Source organism: Lactobacillus sp. ESL0260, from assembly GCF_003692935.1.
GTDB classification, from domain to species: domain Bacteria; phylum Bacillota; class Bacilli; order Lactobacillales; family Lactobacillaceae; genus Lactobacillus; species Lactobacillus melliventris.
In genome coordinates this window covers 123975-142346 of record NZ_REHO01000012.1, presented here as the reverse complement: position 1 = coordinate 142346, position 18372 = coordinate 123975, and the positions used below count along the sequence as shown (strand labels likewise).

The following is an 18372-nucleotide window of genomic DNA, read 5'->3' as shown; positions in this document are numbered from 1 at the left end:
AAGCTCACAAGGAAAAAAGTACGGTGGCAAGAGCAAGAAGGAAACACCTGTAACCATGCCGAACACAGCAGTTAAGCTTCTTCACGCCGAGAGTAGTTGGTGGGAGACTGCCTGCGAGGGTAGGACGCTGCCGTGCTTTTTAGTATTCCGGCTTAGCTCAGTTGGTAGAGCGCTTGACTGTTAATCAAGATGTCGTCAGTTCGAGTCTGACAGCCGGAGTTAATTTGGAGTGTTGTCCGAGTGGCTTAAGGAGCATGATTGGAAATCATGTATATGGGTTAATCCTGTATCGAGAGTTCAAATCTCTCACACTCCGCTAAATAAATAATAAAAGCTGTTAAATCAATGTTTAACAGCTTTTATTTTATAAAAAGTTCGAAAAAAGTTCGAAGTTAATTTTGAAAGTCAAGCCACTTTCAGAACTTATTGTACGAATAAATTAAATGAATATTTTTATATTGCTTAATTTATTTTCCATTGCTTCTTATCTTTTTCAGAAAGCAAAAATGTATGAAATATTAAAAGATATACAGTCTACTTAAAGGAACTAAATAAATGTTCCTTTCAAATAAACGACATACATTTTCTGGCATAGGCTGGAAGATTTCATTCTAGAAGAATAAAAAGTTGTTCCATCTACAGAAGAATTGTATAAAATGTTGATTAAGTTCAAACATCATGCATTTTTTAAAACAAAAAGAATGGTAAGATTATTTGTTATATATTTTTTCGGCAAGAAATAAAATTAAAATGAAATTGAGGGCTTAAGGGGGAGTAGCAAAATAATGATCAAAATTAAGAGTTTGGCTCAATTTAGAGAGCTAATTGAAACAGGATATGAAGTAGAATTAATTAAATAATCGATGTTGGTTATTGGAGCCAGACCAGAACGGGCTTGTTTTATAGAAAGACGCGCGTTAGGCAGTGGTAAATATATTAAGAAGTTCAAAAATACTGATGAAGTACTGAACTTTAAAACTAATGGCAAAAAATTATCAGAAATATATCCTAAAATGGTCAATGTTCAATGGTGATTATTAATTTTATAGCAAAAAAGCTAATAAAAAAGGATACGGTTGTAAATGAAAATATTGCATTTTTGGAATAAACTGTATAAAAATCGCTATCGCAAATTCAACTAATTATTTTATGGAAAGGCTCTTTTTAGGAGCTTATTTCATATAGATCTATTCAGAAATTTTATCATTTAGCGGATTTTAAAAAGACGAAATTTGCAATATGAAGTTTAATATTCTAGCTTTTTTTGACAGATGTCAAAAAAATAGAACTAAATTTATTTAAAATCAATATGGAGGTTAAAAATGGATCTACACAAAAGACTTTACCTGAAATAATTGCCAATTTTCGCGCAAGAAATGTTACATTTACACTTAAAGATGGGAGTAAACAAACTATTTTTGTTGAAGAAATCGAGAATGAAGATGATGACCAGCCCGAACTTATTTTTATGGCTGGAGGTGATAATCTTCAAGACATATGGATTTCAGATGTAGTAAGTGCAGAGCCGGAGTTGTATAAATATATAGCATTCGATTAGGATGAAATAAAAATATCTTGAGTAAGTCGTATTTATTTAATAGTGAGCTACTGGGGACTATACCTTTTTCAGGATAAAAGTGAAATCGTACTTTAATAATAAAAATTAAATTATAGATAGTTTCTATTAAATTCAAGCTTAATAAATGTTTGTAAAAGATGGTTTAATAGGTATTAAAATTATAATTATCAGCCTAATCAAACAAAAATTTTAAAAAAGTGTAGACATAAAAAGAAACTTATGCTAAATTATTAGAAGTGGTCGAGAGACAACAACAAAATGGAGGATTAGCTCAGCTGGGAGAGCATCTGCCTTACAAGCAGGAGGTCACAGGTTCGAGCCCTGTATCCTCCATAAATGATACATATTTATAATGAAGAACGTCGTTAAGATGTTCTTTTTTGTTTTCAAAATTTATATTTTAATTTTTGAAATTTATTTTCAAAAATGATCTTAAATTTGTTCCAATCTGGTACTTTGCTCCAAAAGTCCGGATATCATTGTATAAGAAAGCGATTACAAGATATAATGACGGTGTCGATTGAGTAATTGATCTTAACGGCCGAAAGGAAAATTATGATATTAGACGAAATGCTTAAAAGTAGTAGACTGACCGGACAAGAACGGGAAGTTCTGGATTTCATTAATAATAATCCACAAAGAGTACTTGGAATGACAGTTCATGAGGTTGCAAAAGCAAGCTTTTCGAGTCCATCAACAGTAATTAGGCTTTGCCAAAAAGCAGGTGTAAGTGGTTTTACTGAGTTTAAATATAAATTAGCAACTGAGTTGCCCACGATTATTGAATTAGATGATGATCTAAAGAGCAACGGCTTTAATGGCAATGAGGCTTCAAGAGAAGTTTTAGATAGAATAGAAATCGTTCATCGAAACTCTCTAAAATATACCAAAAACATTTTTAATACAGAATTGCTTAATAGAGTAGCTAGTTTACTTGAAATGGCTGATAGAATTGAAATTTATGGAGATGGACTAAATTATCCGTTAGCTCAATTATTTTGTTTAAATTTTCAAGAAGTCGGTGTTGAAGCAGAGGCATATGATTCTTTGAATTTGATGCATGCGAAAGTATATCGAAATAGAAAAGTCAGCCCCCTAGCCTTTATTTTGACTCATACTGGGAACAATGAACATATGTATGGTATTGCTAAAAAGCTGAAGGCTGAGGACTATAAAATTGTTGTTGTCTGCGATTCTGTTAAGCGCTCAATTTGTCGATTATGTGATGAAACAATGGTTATTAAGACTACTAAAAACACGTTGGAACTTAGTAATATTGTGTACATTTCATCGATTCAATACCTATTTGACGTGTTGATGTCATTGAAAATGCTCAATAATTACTCTGAAGTAAGTGAGACTTCAGATGAAGTTGAGAAAATTAAGGAAAAACAAAATTGATTAATAAAGATTTTTTATGGGGTGGTGCAGTAGCCGCTAACCAATATGAAGGAGCTTGGGACGCAGGAGGTAAAGGAATTAGTGTCACTGATGTTATGACTAAGGGTGACGTAAATACACCTAGGAAAATAACAGCAGGAGTTTTACCAAATGAAGAATATCCCAATCATTTTGGCATTGATTTTTATCATCATTACAAAGAAGAAATAAAACTTTTTGCAGAAATGGGATTTAAATGTTTCAGACTAAGTATTGCCTGGTCAAGAATTTTCCCACATGGTGATGAAGAGAAGCCAAATGAAGAAGGATTAGCATTTTACGACAATGTTTTTGATGAATGTTTGAAATATGGCATTCAACCTGTTGTTACGCTATCGCATTTTGAAATGCCATATTATTTGGCTGACCATTATGGTGGTTGGCGTGATCGAAGGGTAATTGATTTCTTCTTACGATACGCAAAGGTTTGCTTTGAACGCTATCACGAAAAGGTAAAATACTGGATGACTTTCAATGAAATTAATAATTTGATTGATACTGATAATCCGTTCAATGCATGGACCGGTGCTGGCGTTTTATACAAGGAAGATGAAAATCAAGAGCAGACAATGTATCAAATAAGTCATTATCAGTTTCTAGCAAGTTCACTGGCCGTTCAAGAAGCTAAGAAAATTGATTCGAAACTTCAAATAGGCTGTATGCTTCATTTAGGCCCCCTATATCCTGCAAGTTGTAAGCCACTTGATCAAATTGCAAGTCTTAAAGCAATGGATAGGCGCTTCTTCTTTAGTGATGTTCAAATTAGGGGGATTTATCCTTCATATACAAAAAAACTGTGGGAACGTAAAAATATTAAATTAGATATCACGCAAGAAGACTTAACTAATTTGAAAAACGGGACTGTCGATTTTTTGGGATTTAGTTATTATAAGTCAACTATTGCAGAATATAATGTTCAGGCTAATTTTTTGGAAAAGTCTAATCCTTATGTTTCAAAAAGTGACTGGGGATGGGCCATTGATCCGGTCGGACTGCGATATATTTTAAATGTTGCTTATGAGCGATATCAGAAACCATTGTTTATCGTCGAAAATGGTTTTGGTGCTTATGACAAATTAGAAAATGGCTTTGTTAATGATGATTACCGAATAAATTATCTTCAGAGCCATGTTGTTCAAATGTTAAAAGCTATTGAACTTGATGGCGTTGATGTAATTGGTTATACCCCATGGGCAGCAATCGATATTATCAGTGCTTCAACCGGTGAGATAGAAAAGCGCTACGGCTTTATTTATGTCAATTTAGATGAAGTTAAGCAAGGTGCTGCAGGTGTCTACCGTAAACAATCATTTGAATGGTACAAAAATATTATAAAAACTAATGGTGAGTGTCTAAAAGATCAAGTGAGGGTAGAGAAATGAAAAAGTTCATTAACGATAAATTAGTACCAATGGTTATGAAATTTACCAATACTAAGATTATTAGCGCACTAAAAGATGGAATGATGTTTGTATTACCATTTCTAATTGTTGGCTCGCTGTTCATGCTCTTAGCAAACATACCAATACCAGCAGTCGCAAATGCGATTACTAAGAGTGGTTGGGCTGATGTTTTTAACCAAATATACCAATCTTCATTTTCATTGATGGCAATTTTTGCCGTAGTAGGTATTGCATATACTTATATTAAAAATGAAAAAGTTGATTCACCTTTTTCAGGTAGTTTAGCTGCACTCGGTGCGTTCATTATGCTATTGCCATCTGAAATTAAGCCTAAAGGTGGAGAACTTATTACAAATGTTATTTCAAAAAATTGGACTGCGGGTCAAGGGATGATCTGTGCGATCATCGTCGGTTTACTAAGTGGTTTTATTTATAGTTACTGTGTTAAAAAAGATTGGCGAATCAAACTACCTGCTGGAGTTCCACCAGCTGTAGCAAATTCTTTTATGGCATTGATTCCAACTGCAGCAGTTTTAGTTGTTGCCGGAGCAATTTGTGCAATCTTCAAATTTGTAGCTCAAACTAGTTTTGCGGAAATAATTTACTCAGCAATTCAAACGCCACTTCAAGGAATCACTGATTCTCTTGGTGGAGTGGTAATTATGACAATCGTAATGTCATTACTATGGTGGTGTGGTGTTCACGGTGGAGCAATTTGTGGAGCTATTCTGACACCAATTTTGCAGTCTAACATGTCTGATAACCAATCAATTTTGGATGCAGGGAAAAAACTAACAGTCGCTAATGGTGGACACATTTTTACCCAACAGTTTTGGGATAATTATCTGTGTATGACAGGTGCGGGAATTGTAATGGGCCTTGTCATCTACATGACATTTTTCTCAAAGTCATCTGCTCTAAAAGAACTTGGGAAACTGTCGCTAGTTCCAAACATTTTTAATATTAATGAGCCAGTTATTTTCGGCGTTCCGATTGTAATGAACTTATACTTATTAGTTCCATTTGTGGTTTTTCCAACTTGTGTTGGAATCATTAGTTACTTACTGATGCAATGGGGAATTTTGCCACTGTTTTCTGGCGTGATGGTTCCGTGGACAACGCCACCAATTATTTCAGGATTTTTAATTGGAGGATGGCGAACAGCTTTATGGCAATTTGTTATTATCATTCTCTCAATGATTGTGTACTGGCCATTCATTAAAAAATATGATCAATTTTTGGTAAAGCAGCAAAACGCAACGAAATAAATAAAGAGGATTAGTATCTTGAAGTACTAATCCTTTTTTGGTAAAATAACAAACGTTGCTGGTCAAAGCAGCTAGTATTGCCTGTAATCAATGCGTTTATTGAGTTAAAGCTATTCTTGTTGCTCTAATAGGCTTTAGCAGGAGTTTTCAAACAAATTTACTTTTTTTGATTTTTTTACTTGCAAATCATTTTTTATCTAGTATACTATTGAATGTACTTTGATTCAGAACCTGACCCGTTGGTCAAGTGGTTAAGACATCGCCCTTTCACGGCGGTAACATGGGTTCAAATCCCGTACGGGTCACTTTGGAGGATTAGCTCAGCTGGGAGAGCATCTGCCTTACAAGCAGGAGGTCACAGGTTCGAGCCCTGTATCCTCCATCGTTCTATGGCTACCGAACATGCGGTAGCCTTTTTTATTATCAATATAATATATAAAAATATAGAACGAAGAGTAAAAAAATCGGTTCAAGTCCTGAGAGGATCCTTTAATGGAGATGCCTTGTAACCGAATAGCTATTGTCTATAGGGGGACTATTATGGAAAAACGTTTATTTACTTCAGAATCAGTTTCTGAAGGTCATCCGGATAAAGTTGCTGATCAGATTTCAGATGCAATTTTGGATGCTATTATTGCCAAGGATCCGCAAGCTCATGTTGCTTGTGAGACTATTGTCAACACTGGAATTGTCTATGTTTTTGGAGAAATTTCCACAACTGCATATGTTGACATTCAAAGCATTGTTCGCAAGACTGTTTTGAGAATTGGTTATGATAAACCTGAGCTTGGTTTTGATGGCAATAATTGCGCCGTTTTAATTGATATTGATGAACAATCACCGGATATAGCTCAAGGTGTAGACCATTCACTTGAAACACGTGAAAATCAATCTGATAATGATCAGCTAGATCAAATTGGTGCAGGTGATCAAGGCTTGATGTTCGGCTTTGCAATCAACGAAACGCCTGAATTAATGCCTTTACCAATTTCACTGGCTCACCGCTTAATGCGGCAAGTTACAAAACTCCGTAAAGATGGCACTTTAACATGGCTTAGGCCTGATGCTAAGGCCCAGGTAACGGTTGAATATGATGAAAAGCAGAAGCCTAAGCGGGTTGATACTGTGGTTATTTCTACTCAAACCGATGATAAAGTTTCTAACCAGGAAATTCGTCAGGCTATGACTGATCTGGTGATAAAAAAAGTAATACCTGAGAAGTACCTGGACGAAAAGACCAAGTTTTTGATTAATCCGTCGGGTCGCTTTGTTATTGGTGGACCGAAAGGTGATTCAGGTTTGACTGGCCGCAAAATTATTGTTGATACTTACGGCGGCTATGCTCGTCACGGTGGCGGTGCATTTTCAGGCAAAGATCCAACAAAAGTTGATCGTAGTGCCAGCTATGCGGCAAGATATGTAGCTAAAAATATAGTTGCTGCAGGCCTAGCTGAGCGTTGTGAAGTTCAATTGGCTTATGCAATTGGTGTCGCTCATCCTGTTTCAGTTATGATCGATACGGCAGGAACGGGAAAAGTTAGCGATGACTTATTGACCAAGGCTGTCCGTAAAGTTTTTGATTTACGTCCAGCCGGTATTATAAAAATGCTGAATCTTAGACGACCGATTTACGAGCAAACGGCAGCTTATGGTCATTTTGGCCGGACAGATATAGATTTACCATGGGAAAAGACCGATAAAGTTCAAGAATTGTTAGACTTTGTTAACGAAAATAAGTAATTTTTTTCATAAGTAAGGGAGTTGTAATTTTGAAGAAAACAAATGTACGAGTAGTAATGATTGCGATTTTTATGACCACATTTATGACTGCTATTGAAGGTACGATCGTTTCTACTGCAATGCCGACAATTGTTTCTGATCTAAATGGGTTGGAAATTATGAATTGGGTTGTTTCAATATTTTTGTTTATGACCGCTGTATCAACTCCTTTATATGGCAAATTAGCAGACAGTATTGGACGTAAACCAATTTTTTTGTTTGGAATAGCGTTATTTGTTATTGGGTCTGCACTTTGCGGCCAAGCTCAAAATATGGTTGAATTGATTTTATTCCGTGTTATTCAAGGATTGGGTTCCGGAGCAGTTCAGCCAGTAGCTATGACAATCATTGCTGATTTATATAGTATTGAAAAAAGAACGAAGATGTTAGGCCTCAATTCAGGCTTTTGGGGCGTTGCTTCAGTCATTGCCCCATTACTGGGTGGCTTTATTGTGCAAAACCTTTCGTGGCACTGGGTTTTTTATATTAATGTACCAATAGGGATCATTGCACTACTACTAATTATCTTTTTCCTAAAGGAACCCAAAAATAAGAAAAAATCAAAGCTTGATATTAAGGGAACATTTTGGTTAGTAGTTTTACTTTTGACTTTGATGTTCACATTACAAGATCTTGGAACAATCAAGCCACTGATTTTAGCCGCTCTGGTCGCTTTAATTGTTGTCAGTGCTGTTATCTTCTATCATGAAGAAAAACGCGCAGAAGACCCAATAATGCCACTCTCAATGCTAAAGGGCAGAGAGTTCCTAGCTGTAAATATGATTACGCTGTTAGTCGCCGGCGTAGTTATTGGCTTCGAATTTTATATTCCAACTTGGATGCAGGGCATTAATGGTACATCTGCTACAATCGCCGGTTTTGCGGTGACCCCAAGCTCTGTAATGTGGGTTGTAGGATCATTTTTAATTGGCGGTATGTTAAGCCGTTGGGGTGTTAAGAAAACTTTCTTTGGCTTATTAGCAGTGTTGTTAGTGGCAGATTGTATGTTGCTGATTGTGCCGATACACACGCCTTTTTGGGTATTCTGTGTGATTGCTACCTTAAATGGTTTTTCCTTTGGGGGAGTTTTAACTGCTTCACAGGTGCGCTCACAAGTTTTAGTTTCTAAAGAAAATATCGGTGTAGCCACTTCTTTTAACACCTTGATGAGATATTTAGGTCAAACCATGATGGTTTCAATTTTTGGTATTACCTTTAATACAATTGTGGCAAACCAACTTGCTAAACGTCCCAACTTGACACAAGGTATGATGAATAAAATTGTTTCGTCAGCTAAGGCGCAAGAACTGGCTGCAAACTTAGTACCTCAATTAAGACAAGTGTTGTTTAGTGCTTTAAAGGGTGTTTACTGCGTTTCACTTGCTGCAATTATTATCTCTGTTATTTTTAACTGTATTTATCAAAAAACAGATAGTAATAATTAATAATACAAAATTTAAATAATACCGCTGGAAGAATTGTCCAGCGGTTTTTTGCTTAAAAATATCTTCCGCAGTAGAAATATCTTTTCTTAAAAATTATAATTAATACTATTAAAAATAAAATTTAACGGGAGCAGTAAAAATGGTAAGGGAAATTACAAATTGGCGTTCCTTAGGTGGAAATGTTGGCGCTGACGGAAGAAAGGTCAAAGATGGACTTTTATTTAGGTGTGGTCAGCTATATAATCTAACCGCCTACCAAAAAGAACAGGTTCAGAATAAATATCAAATTAGGAGAGTTTTTGATTTTAGGGGTGAGGAAGAAAGAAAACAATATCCGGATTACTTGTGGTCAGGATTAGATTATGTTGTAATTGATGTTTTAAAAGACGCTCAAGTTAATCAGGCAAGTGTAGATGAAATTATTTCTGCTAACAATCAAGCTGAAGAGGATATGCTTACCACCTATGAAGAATTAGCACTCCAAAATTCAGCACAAAAAGGCTATCACCAGTTTTTGCTGACACTAATAAATGATCCGGTGCCAACTGCCTTTCACTGTTTTGCTGGTAAAGATCGTACGGGTGTGGCAGCGGCTTTGATTTTGAAAAGCCTGGGAGTGAGTGATGAGCAAATTTTTGTTGATTACTTAAAAACAATTAAGGCTAGAAAACAAGAAAACCAAGCAATTTTGGACTACTTAAGAGACCAATTAACCAGTTCCCAATTACAAGATGTAGCTGTAGCTTTAACTGTGCAAAAATCCTATTTAGAAAGATATTTTAAGGCTATTAAGCAAAATTATGGTGATTTTGACAACTATTTGATTAGAGGTTTGGATCTGCCGCTTGATTTTAAAACTAAAATGAGACAAATTTATTTAGAGTAAAAAATAAAAGAGCCCGGGAAAAATATTTCTCCCAGACTCCTTTATTTTTAATTTATTTGACTATTTTTACCTAATTTCTTCATCTGCCTTGAAAGCCATGGCCATGAAAAATTAAGGATTGTGAGCATGACAATTGAGACTATCAGAACTCTAAAGCCAAAAGCAAAATGCAGCTGCGGGTTGTTAAATTTGGTAGCTAAGTTTCCAGTTGCCACCTGAGTTGAAAGCAGGTAAGTCATTGGTATGTATTGCACAACTGCGGTTTTAGTCATTCCCCCAACACCAGAGGTTGATTGTAAAATAAATGGTAAAATTGCACCACCTAACAGTATGAATAGTGCTAAGAAAAGACAACTTAATTGATTACGGGTAATTTGAGCTAAAAGCTGTACCAAAAGCACGATGAAGATGCACGCCAAGATAGATAAAGCAAGCGCAGGCTTTAACCAAACAGAAAGTGGTTGATAAGTATTTTTGAGCATTCCTGGCAAAATAACTCCTTGAATTGGATAAGAGAGTGCGCCACTACCAAAAAGCAAACTGCAAAGCCCCCAGATTAAAACGCTGCTGAAAAGAGTTAGTGAAAAAGCAATTAGTAATCCAAAAATGATATCTAGAGTTACACTGTGCTTGTTTGGTAACAATACGGCACGATTTAAATGATCAACATACTTTGATGCGAAAATATTACTTAAAATAAAACAAAGCATGATGACGATCATTGCAGGCAAAAATCCTTCTGAAAGTTTAAATAGGAATAACCAACCCTGTTTAGGATGCTGCTCATTTTGTTCTGGTAAATTTGCTTTTTTTAGAGCATGCAAACGGGCATTTTTCTGCTTAATTTCTTGTCTGAGATCAGCCCCACCAATTTTGACTTGCGCTGCTTGCCTGTTATTTTGACGAATCATCAGTTCATATGCATGATCCCAATTTTCATTATCTAGGTCTTTTAATATCTGCCGCTCATTTCTATTTTGATTTTTAACCGGGGGCAAATTAGCTTGGGCTTGTTTCTGCTGGCTTAAATCTTGACTTATTTGGTAACGGATTGTAGTTTGATCACCTTTTAAAGCATTATAGCCTAGAATAAACCCTGCACATATTAGCACTATACTTAAAATTAGCCATGTCAAAGTATTTTTAAATACTTTTTTAAATTGTAATTCGAAATAGGCCATAGCTCTATCCTCGAACTAATTGGTGGTGCTTTAATGTCAAAGTATCATCAACAGTTCCTGCTACTTCATCTTGATAATGAGAAGCCATAATAATAAGCTTATTCTGCTTTGCTAAATTGGCTAATTCCTGATAAAGAGTTTGCCGGCTGTCACTGTCCAGACCATTGTTAATTTCATCCATTAGTAAGTACTGGGCATCGCTTAACTCATAAAGGGCAACCACCAATTTTTGCTTCATCCCCAATGAATATTTTCTAATTGCAGTTTTGATATAATTATTCATTCCCCAGCGGTTTATGATATCTTGTAGATCCAGGTTTGAATGCCACTCGTTTTTAACAAATTGCATATAATCGAACCCCGAAAGATTTTTGTCAAACCAGTCAGAAGTTTCGAGGTAAAAAACCTGGCTTTTGACGTTAGCAAAAGGCTTGCCGTCAAACAAGACTTGGCCCGAACTTGGCGCCAGTAAGCTAACCATAGTTCTGAGGACGCTGGTTTTACCAGTGCCATTAAGTGCATGAAGCATGTATATTTTGCCATTTTGAAAGTTAAAATTGGCATTTTTGAGTATGGGTTCACGTAATGTAAGGGTTAAATCTCTAATTTCAATCATTTTGTTTTCCTCCCTTTCTGGGCTTTTCGTGCTGTGAGGTAGTTTAAAAATAACAGGAGAATAATTCCTAGGGCTAAAACTAGCATGCCATTCGTAAAATTAACTTGCGGATAAGTAACTAATTTGGTTTCATCAGCAAAGACATAGGCATTACTGATGCCAAACATACCATCGACTGGTTGTAAGGAGAAAAAATAGCTCATGGGGATGAATTGGGCAAAATTTCTCGCTGCTACTACATATTGTGGAAGAACCATAGCGCCAACTAATATTAGAACGGAAATGAATAATGCCAGCAAGCGATTTTTAAATACTTGTACGAAAAGCAAAACCGCATTTGCAATGAACATAAAGCTAAATAATTCTAAAATTAAAGTAGGGCAAAACAACTGATACATTGGAATGAAGATATTCCGTTTAGCTACTGCGTCTATGCCCATCATCGGATATTTAAAGTTACCAGTACCAAAAAATATACTTGGAATAATAAAAAGCAATAGAAATGCTGCTAAGAAATAACCGAATCCAATTAATGAACTAGTGCCAAATTCAATCAGCAAATGATTTTTTTGCGGCAAAAGATTTGCTAGACGCATTCGTTCATAAAAACCGGACGAATATAACTTGATCAAAATAAAAATTACGGCTAAAACTGCTAAAGGTGGCAAGACTTCCTGCATCATTTCTAATATAAAAAATCCGCCCTTAACAGAATAGTGCTCATTTTCTTCTGGTAAGTTATTTCGTTTCAGATACTGTAATTTTTGAATATTACTTTCAATTGCCAGTATATTATCTTTACTGGCATTATTACGTTTTGCATCAGCAAGATTGTATTTTTCTTGCTTTATTATGATTTGATAAGCCTTGTGCCACTTATTTGTTTGAATTGCTTTAATTAAGGTCTTAAATTCTTTCATAGAAGACTTATTTTCTGCCAGATCCAATTCAATTTTGCGGCGGGTTGTTTTGGTCAAATTAGCTTTTTGTAACTGTTTTTGATAATATCTGACATTTTTCTCTTCCAGAGCTATATTTTCTTTAGCTTCTATTATGCGCGGATTAATATAGCGAGAATTGTAGTTTTTTATCCAAAAATAAAAACATCCGAGTAAAATGGCTAAAAGGCTAATCCAGGTAAATTTACTTTTGAGCACCTGTTTGATTTGTAACTTAAAATATGGCATTTTTCTCACCTCTTTATATAAAAATTAAAAAGATAGTTTAGACGTTTTAAGATAATATTGATAAAGTTAACTTGTTTTTATTCCTTTTTGTGCTTTTTCGGCGACAAAGTAATTTAGAAGCAAAAGAATTAATATTCCTACTAGTAAAACAATTACACCGTTAGTAAAATTTACTTGCGGATAAGTTACCAATTTCGTTTCATCTGCGATGACATAGGAATTACTGATACCAAACATGCCATTCACTGGTTGTAAAGCAAAGAAGTAGCTCATCGGAATGAACTGAGCAAAACTCCGTTCAGCTACTATGTATTGTGGGATAACCATACCTCCAACCAATACCAGTACAGAAAAAAGTAACGCAATAATAGGATTCTTAAAAAACTGAACGAAAAATAACACCATGCCTGAGATAAAGATAAAACTTAACAATTCTAACATTAAAATTGGCAACAAGAGTTGATGCATTGGAATAAAAATATATTCTTTAGTCACAGGATTCATGCCCGCAATTGGATAGTTAAAATTGCCAGTTCCGGCAAAAAGACTAGGTATCAAAAAAATCAACAAGAAGGTAACGAGAAAATAACAGAAACCCATTAAAGAACCAGTAGAAAATTCGCTTAATACCAATCTATTTTGCGGTAATAAGTTGCCTAACCTCATACGGTCAAAGTAATCACTTGCAAATATTTTTACCAGAACAAAAATAACGGCTAGGACTACAAGTATAGGTAAGAATTGTTCCATAACAAAAATAAGAAAAAAACCGCCTTTTACTGGATTAATAGTCTGTTCTTTTGGTAAATGTTGTTTGGCTAATGTTTGCAGTTCCAATAAATCACGTTTACTTATAGCAACGGCTTCACTATTCGAGCCATTTTTCTTAGCATCAGCAAGCCAAAATTTGGCTTCTTTAATCATGATCGGATAGGCTTTTTGCCAATCTTTGGACTGGAGGGCCTTAATGAGTTTTTGTTTTTCAGCTATATCTGATTGGGAACTCTTTAGACTTTTTCTTATTTGCTTCTTATTGTCCTCATCTAATTTTTTCTGTTTGAGTTCTTTTTTAAAATATATGACGTTTTTCTTTTGAATAGCTACATTAGCTTTTGCAGTAATAAGTTCCATACTGACAGACTTGCTAGCATAATAATTCTTTGTCCAAAAAGAGAGGCAACCTACTAGAATAGCTATCAGACTAATCCAGGTAAATTTACTTTTGAGCATTTGCTTAACTTTTAACTTCATGTACGGCATTTTTCGTCACCTCTTAATCTAGGTTTAAAAAAACTGCTAGATTAAAATTATTGATCTAGCAGTTTTTATGACTTCAATATTAAAATTAATGTCACGGCACTAACACGGTACCTTTTAAGTGTCAACATTTAATTACTTGATGATATAATATTATTTCCTTTTTTGCAATCAAAAATTCATATAATATTTATTATCCAAAGGGTAAATTTAATTAATAAAATTGAAAAATTAATAAGTAGTTAAACTTTTGTTTTAAAAATTACTAGCTGACTTTAAAGTGAAAATGAGTTAAATTTGTATATATAATTTGAATTTTTGTTAAGGAGAAAATATGAAACGTGACGATTATATCAAAGCACTAAATCTTGAACCTCACCAAGAAGGTGGCTGGTTCAGGCAAGTTTATGCGAGTGATAAGCAGTTTTATGATGAAGATAGTAAAGCAGAACGGTTTTATTATACGTCCATCTATTTTTTGCTTGATGACACAAGTTGTTCTCACTTTCACCGTTTGAATCATGATGAAATGTGGTATTACCATGACGGTGAAGCGATTACTATTCACTGTATTACTCCAGAAGGTAAATATTCAGCCGTTAAATTGGGTAAAAATGTTTCTGCTGGTGAAAGAATGCAATTCAGAGTTCCGAAGAATACCATTTTTGCTTCGGAAGTTGTAAAACCAGATAGTTTTTGTTTAGTAAGCTGTGTAGTTTCGCCAGGATTTGATTATCACGACTTTGAACTGCTTAAAAAGGGAGATTTACTCAAACAATATCCTGCCTACAAAAAAGTCATTGAGCGGTTAGCGCTGGATTAGAATGATTTTGATACTAAAAAAAGGATTCAAAACTTTAAATCAGTTTGAATCCTTTTACTTAGTATAAATTGCTTTGTGCTCTTTGACTTTCTAAATAATAATGGTAAAGAAAGGAGTATCCAATTAAGAGAAATGCGATTCCCTCTAGAAAACCCCCAATTACGTCAGATGGATAATGGACATGAATGAAAATTCTGGTGTAACCAATTAATATTGGAAAACAAGCCCAAACAAGACATAATACTGTTTTAGCAGCTTTATTTTTGATTAATAAAATTGTTAGAACAATTAAAATTCCAAATAAAGTAGCACTGCCAACAGAGTGACCTGAGGGAAAACTGTAACCATGAGCTGCAACAAGATGTTCAGTAAGTGGTCTTTGCCTTGCAATTGCATGCTTGATGATCCAATTATAGCCATTAGCACCTATCATGGTTCCTGCAGTAAAAACAGCACATGCAAATCTTTTGCTAAGTGCTAAAACAATCACCAAAATTATAGTTTCAATTGTGATTACATTTGTATTTCCTAAATTAGTAAAAGTTGTCGCAAACTTGATTATAATAGGATTATTGTTGCAGATAATATTAATCATTGATTGGTCAAAATTGTGAATAAATTGATTTTCAGAAGCAACTAAAATTGCCCAGATAGCGTACAAAATCAAAAATATGGTCGCAGGTATTATCGTGTCTCTCTTTGTTTGTATCGTTTTGTTCAAAAATTTTCTCCCCTTGTTTTTTTTTGCATTTGTGGTAAATTATAATCATTATTGGTCAAAAAATAAAGATCAGGAACTAGTAGCAGTTTTATTTTTCTATAGAGAAAAGTCGGTTGGTGCAAGACTAGAAAAAAGATTGTGAACTGAGCCTGGAACAATTCTAACGTTTGCTATCCGCGTTAAGGGGCAAGAAGTGTCACGCTTTTAGCGTGGAACTTAGGTGGTACCGCGATTATTCGTCCTATGAAAGAATTTCATAGGACTTTTTTTATGAGGTAAAAATATGTACAATCACAAAGTTGTTGAAAAAAAATGGCAGGATTACTGGGAAAAAAATCAAACTTTTAAAACAGGTAACGATCCCAAAAAGAAGAATTTTTATGTTTTAGATATGTTTCCTTTTCCATCTGGTAAGGGACTTCACGTAGGACACCCCGAAGGGTACACAGCAACAGATATCATTGCAAGGATGAAACGTAGCCAAGGCTATAATGTACTGCACCCAATGGGCTGGGATGCTTTTGGCCTTCCGACTGAACAGTATGCTCTTCAGACTGGGCAAGACCCGGCAGTTGTTACTACTGAAAATATTGCCAATTTCAAACGGCAGCTTAATACTCTAGGATTCTCATACGACTGGAACAGGGAAGTAGCAACTTGCGATCCTAAATACTACAAGTGGACGCAATGGACATTTGAACAAATGTATAAAAATGGTTTGGCCTATGAAGCGGAAGCACCGGTTAACTGGTCACCTGATTTAGGTACAGTTGTTGCTAACGAAGATATTGTTGATGGTAAGACTGAACGCGGTGGTTATCCTATATATCGGCGCAACATGAAGCAATGGATGCTGAGAATAACTAAATATGCAGATCGTCTTCTTGCCGGTTTGGATAATCTTGACTGGCCAGAAAATATTAAAGAAATGCAACGTAACTGGATTGGGCGGTCAGTAGGTGCCCAAATTACTTTTAAGGTTAAAAATTCTAATGAAACATTTGATGTCTTTAGTACCCGACCAGATACTTTATTTGGCGCAACCTATGCTGTTTTAGCTCCTGAAAATAAATTAGTCCAAAAAATTATGACCGCTGGTCAAAAAGATGAAGTTAACGCTTATATTAAGCAAATTGAATCTAAGTCCGACCTTGAAAGAACAGATTTAAATAAAACCAAAACTGGAGTCTTTACTGGCGCTTACGCCATTAACCCCGTAAACAACAAAGAAATTCCAATTTGGATTGCTGATTATGTTCTTGCTAGCTATGGGACTGGTGCCGTAATGGCTGTACCGGCCCATGATACGCGTGATTATGAGTTCGCTCGGAAATTCAATTTGCCTATTAAACCAGTTATTAAGGGCGGAGATGTTGCACAAGAAGCATATACTGGTGACGGCCCACACATAGATTCAGAGTTTTTAAATGGGCTCAATAATGCTGAAGCAAAGGATAAAATCGTTGGGTGGCTTACTGAACACCACGCTGGAGAAAAAAAGGTTAATTACAAGTTACGTGACTGGGAATTTAGTCGTCAGCGTTATTGGGGTGAACCAATTCCAGTAATTCACTGGGAAGATGGAGAAACTACATTGGTTCCAGAAGATGAATTACCGCTCGTTTTACCTCATGCTACTGACATTAAGCCGTCAGGTACACCTGAAAGTCCATTGGTAAACTTGAAGGACTGGGTAAATGTAGTTGACAAAAACGGTCGTAAAGGTAAAAGAGAAACTAATACCATGCCTAATTGGGCCGGTTCATCATGGTATTTCTTACGCTTTGTTGATCCACATAATGACAATAAGCTGGCTGATTACGAAATGCTAAAGAAGTGGATGCCAGTTGACCTTTATATTGGTGGCGCAGAACATGCTGTCCGGCACCTGCTTTATGCCAGATTCTGGAATATGGTATTGTATGACTTAGGTGTTGTTCCTAATGAAGAACCATTCCAAAGACTATTCAATCAAGGATTAATTCTGAAAGATCATGATAAAATGTCCAAATCAAAAGGCAATGTAGTTAATCCTGATGATGTCATTGATGAGTATGGTGCAGACAGTCTTAGAATGTATGAAATGTTCATGGGCCCACTAGATGCATCTATTGACTGGGATGATAATGGTCCTGCTTCAACCAAAAAGTTCTTAGACAGAGTTTGGCGTCTGTTTGTTAATGATTTGGATCTTAAAGCCATACCACAAGAAAATATTGTGGCTGAAAACGATGGCACTTTAGATAAAATTTATAACGAAACTGTTAAAAAAGTAACTGAAGATTTTGATGACTTACATTTCAATACTGCAATTTCTCAATTAATGGTCTTTGTTAATGCTGCGCAAAAAGCAAAAACGATTCCAAGAAAATATGCGGAAGGTTTCATTACGCTTTTAGCCCCAATCGCTCCGCACATGATGGAAGAAATCTGGCAAATCTTTGGTCATGAGCAATCCGTAACTTTTGCCAAATGGCCAACCTATGATTCAGCCAAACTGGTTGAATCAACAGTCGAAATCATGGTGCAAGTAAATGGCAAGCTGCGTGGCAATTTTAAGGCGGCTGTTGACATGGATAAAGATCAAGCTCAAAAACAAGCATTGGCATTGCCTCACGTCCAGAAATTTTTAGAAGGCAAAGATATTAAAAAAGTCATCGTCGTACCAAATAAGATTGTCAATATTGTAGCTAAATAAAGTTAATTTTTCCTAAAGTGCAAAGTATATTTGTTGTTAATTGCTCATTTTCATTCACAATAATATAGTTAGTAGACTAGATTTAGGGA

15 protein-coding genes, 5 tRNA genes, 1 rRNA gene and 1 riboswitch are annotated in these 18372 nt (G+C 35.3%); of the genes, 16 read left to right on the top strand and 5 right to left on the bottom strand.

The window, feature by feature from the left end; all coding sequences use genetic code 11:
• Positions 1–19: 19 nt before the first annotated feature.
• From rrf to F5ESL0260_RS06265, 14 genes are all read left to right on the top strand, one after another.
• Positions 20–136, top strand: a 5S ribosomal RNA gene (rrf, locus tag F5ESL0260_RS06325).
• 10 nt (positions 137–146) lie between these two features.
• Positions 147–219 (top strand) — tRNA-Asn (locus F5ESL0260_RS06320).
• Positions 220–226: 7 nt separating this feature from the next.
• Positions 227–316: transfer RNA gene (locus F5ESL0260_RS06315), tRNA-Ser, on the top strand.
• A 547-nt stretch (positions 317–863) separates the two neighbouring features.
• Positions 864–1034, top strand: coding sequence for a hypothetical protein (locus tag F5ESL0260_RS09460; protein ID WP_158593815.1), 171 nt, complete (start codon positions 864–866; stop codon positions 1032–1034).
• Between the two features lie 230 nt (positions 1035–1264).
• A complete protein-coding gene (locus tag F5ESL0260_RS06310; RefSeq protein WP_122026275.1) occupies positions 1265–1558 on the top strand; it encodes a hypothetical protein in 294 nt (97 codons plus the stop codon).
• Positions 1559–1839: 281 nt separating this feature from the next.
• Positions 1840–1912: transfer RNA gene (locus tag F5ESL0260_RS06305), tRNA-Val, on the top strand.
• A gap of 222 nt (positions 1913–2134) precedes the next feature.
• A complete protein-coding gene (locus tag F5ESL0260_RS06300; RefSeq protein WP_122026274.1) occupies positions 2135–2980 on the top strand; it encodes a MurR/RpiR family transcriptional regulator in 846 nt (281 codons plus the stop codon).
• Positions 2977–4401, top strand: a complete 1425-nt coding sequence (locus F5ESL0260_RS06295) for a 6-phospho-beta-glucosidase (protein WP_122026273.1) — start codon at positions 2977–2979, stop codon at positions 4399–4401. The genes F5ESL0260_RS06300 and F5ESL0260_RS06295 overlap by 4 nt, the downstream gene beginning before the upstream one ends.
• Entirely contained in the window at positions 4398–5690 is a 1293-nt protein-coding gene (locus F5ESL0260_RS06290) for a PTS sugar transporter subunit IIC (protein ID WP_046307358.1), read from the top strand. The genes F5ESL0260_RS06295 and F5ESL0260_RS06290 overlap by 4 nt, the downstream gene beginning before the upstream one ends.
• Before the next feature lie 233 nt (positions 5691–5923).
• Positions 5924–5995 (top strand) — tRNA-Glu (locus F5ESL0260_RS06285).
• 4 nt (positions 5996–5999) lie between these two features.
• Positions 6000–6072 (top strand) — tRNA-Val (locus F5ESL0260_RS06280).
• Between the two features lie 80 nt (positions 6073–6152).
• A riboswitch (SMK box riboswitch) is annotated at positions 6153–6233 on the top strand.
• A complete protein-coding gene (gene metK, locus F5ESL0260_RS06275; protein ID WP_122026272.1) occupies positions 6231–7430 on the top strand; it encodes a methionine adenosyltransferase in 1200 nt (399 codons plus the stop codon). (Overlaps the previous riboswitch by 3 nt.)
• Before the next feature lie 29 nt (positions 7431–7459).
• Complete coding sequence (locus F5ESL0260_RS06270) at positions 7460–8914, top strand: MDR family MFS transporter (RefSeq protein WP_122026271.1); 1455 nt, start codon at positions 7460–7462, stop codon at positions 8912–8914.
• A gap of 139 nt (positions 8915–9053) precedes the next feature.
• Positions 9054–9800, top strand: a complete 747-nt coding sequence (locus F5ESL0260_RS06265) for a tyrosine-protein phosphatase (protein ID WP_122026270.1) — start codon at positions 9054–9056, stop codon at positions 9798–9800.
• A gap of 47 nt (positions 9801–9847) precedes the next feature.
• Here F5ESL0260_RS06265 and F5ESL0260_RS06260 read toward each other — a convergent pair whose 3' ends face one another.
• The 4 genes from F5ESL0260_RS06260 to F5ESL0260_RS06245 all read right to left on the bottom strand — a co-directional run bounded on the left by F5ESL0260_RS06260 (position 9848) and on the right by F5ESL0260_RS06245 (position 14044).
• A complete protein-coding gene (locus F5ESL0260_RS06260; protein WP_122026269.1) occupies positions 9848–10981 on the bottom strand; it encodes a hypothetical protein in 1134 nt (377 codons plus the stop codon).
• Between the two features lie 4 nt (positions 10982–10985).
• Entirely contained in the window at positions 10986–11597 is a 612-nt protein-coding gene (locus F5ESL0260_RS06255; protein WP_122026268.1) for an ABC transporter ATP-binding protein, read from the bottom strand.
• Positions 11594–12784, bottom strand: coding sequence for a hypothetical protein (locus F5ESL0260_RS06250; RefSeq protein ID WP_122026267.1), 1191 nt, complete (start codon positions 12782–12784; stop codon positions 11594–11596). Before F5ESL0260_RS06250 ends, F5ESL0260_RS06255 begins: the two co-directional genes overlap by 4 nt.
• A 66-nt stretch (positions 12785–12850) precedes the next feature.
• Positions 12851–14044, bottom strand: coding sequence for a hypothetical protein (locus F5ESL0260_RS06245; RefSeq protein WP_122026266.1), 1194 nt, complete (start codon positions 14042–14044; stop codon positions 12851–12853).
• Positions 14045–14375: 331 nt separating this feature from the next.
• Between F5ESL0260_RS06245 and F5ESL0260_RS06240 the strand changes: the two genes are divergently transcribed.
• The gene (locus tag F5ESL0260_RS06240) at positions 14376–14864 is read left to right on the top strand and encodes a cupin domain-containing protein (protein WP_110446322.1); all 489 of its coding nucleotides are present in this window, start codon (positions 14376–14378) and stop codon (positions 14862–14864) included.
• Between the two features lie 58 nt (positions 14865–14922).
• Here F5ESL0260_RS06240 and F5ESL0260_RS06235 read toward each other — a convergent pair whose 3' ends face one another.
• Positions 14923–15585 carry a phosphatase PAP2 family protein gene (locus F5ESL0260_RS06235; RefSeq protein WP_122026265.1) on the bottom strand — a complete coding sequence of 221 codons (663 nt, stop codon included), beginning with the start codon at positions 15583–15585 and terminating at the stop codon, positions 14923–14925.
• A gap of 283 nt (positions 15586–15868) precedes the next feature.
• Here F5ESL0260_RS06235 and leuS point away from each other — a divergent pair, with 283 nt between their 5' ends.
• A complete protein-coding gene (gene leuS, locus F5ESL0260_RS06230; RefSeq protein ID WP_122026264.1) occupies positions 15869–18283 on the top strand; it encodes a leucine--tRNA ligase in 2415 nt (804 codons plus the stop codon).
• Positions 18284–18372 lie beyond the last annotated feature (89 nt).

Coding starts and splice junctions, on each gene's coding strand:
- F5ESL0260_RS09460 (WP_158593815.1), top strand. CDS start 864: ATGTTGGTTATTGGAGCCAGACCAGAACGGGCTTGTTTTATAGAAAGA.
- F5ESL0260_RS06300 (WP_122026274.1), top strand. CDS start 2,135: ATGATATTAGACGAAATGCTTAAAAGTAGTAGACTGACCGGACAAGAA.
- F5ESL0260_RS06290 (WP_046307358.1), top strand. CDS start 4,398: ATGAAAAAGTTCATTAACGATAAATTAGTACCAATGGTTATGAAATTT.
- metK (WP_122026272.1), top strand. CDS start 6,231: ATGGAAAAACGTTTATTTACTTCAGAATCAGTTTCTGAAGGTCATCCG.
- F5ESL0260_RS06265 (WP_122026270.1), top strand. CDS start 9,054: ATGGTAAGGGAAATTACAAATTGGCGTTCCTTAGGTGGAAATGTTGGC.
- F5ESL0260_RS06260 (WP_122026269.1), bottom strand. CDS start 10,981: ATGGCCTATTTCGAATTACAATTTAAAAAAGTATTTAAAAATACTTTG.
- F5ESL0260_RS06255 (WP_122026268.1), bottom strand. CDS start 11,597: ATGATTGAAATTAGAGATTTAACCCTTACATTACGTGAACCCATACTC.
- F5ESL0260_RS06250 (WP_122026267.1), bottom strand. CDS start 12,784: ATGCCATATTTTAAGTTACAAATCAAACAGGTGCTCAAAAGTAAATTT.
- F5ESL0260_RS06245 (WP_122026266.1), bottom strand. CDS start 14,044: ATGCCGTACATGAAGTTAAAAGTTAAGCAAATGCTCAAAAGTAAATTT.
- F5ESL0260_RS06240 (WP_110446322.1), top strand. CDS start 14,376: ATGAAACGTGACGATTATATCAAAGCACTAAATCTTGAACCTCACCAA.
- leuS (WP_122026264.1), top strand. CDS start 15,869: ATGTACAATCACAAAGTTGTTGAAAAAAAATGGCAGGATTACTGGGAA.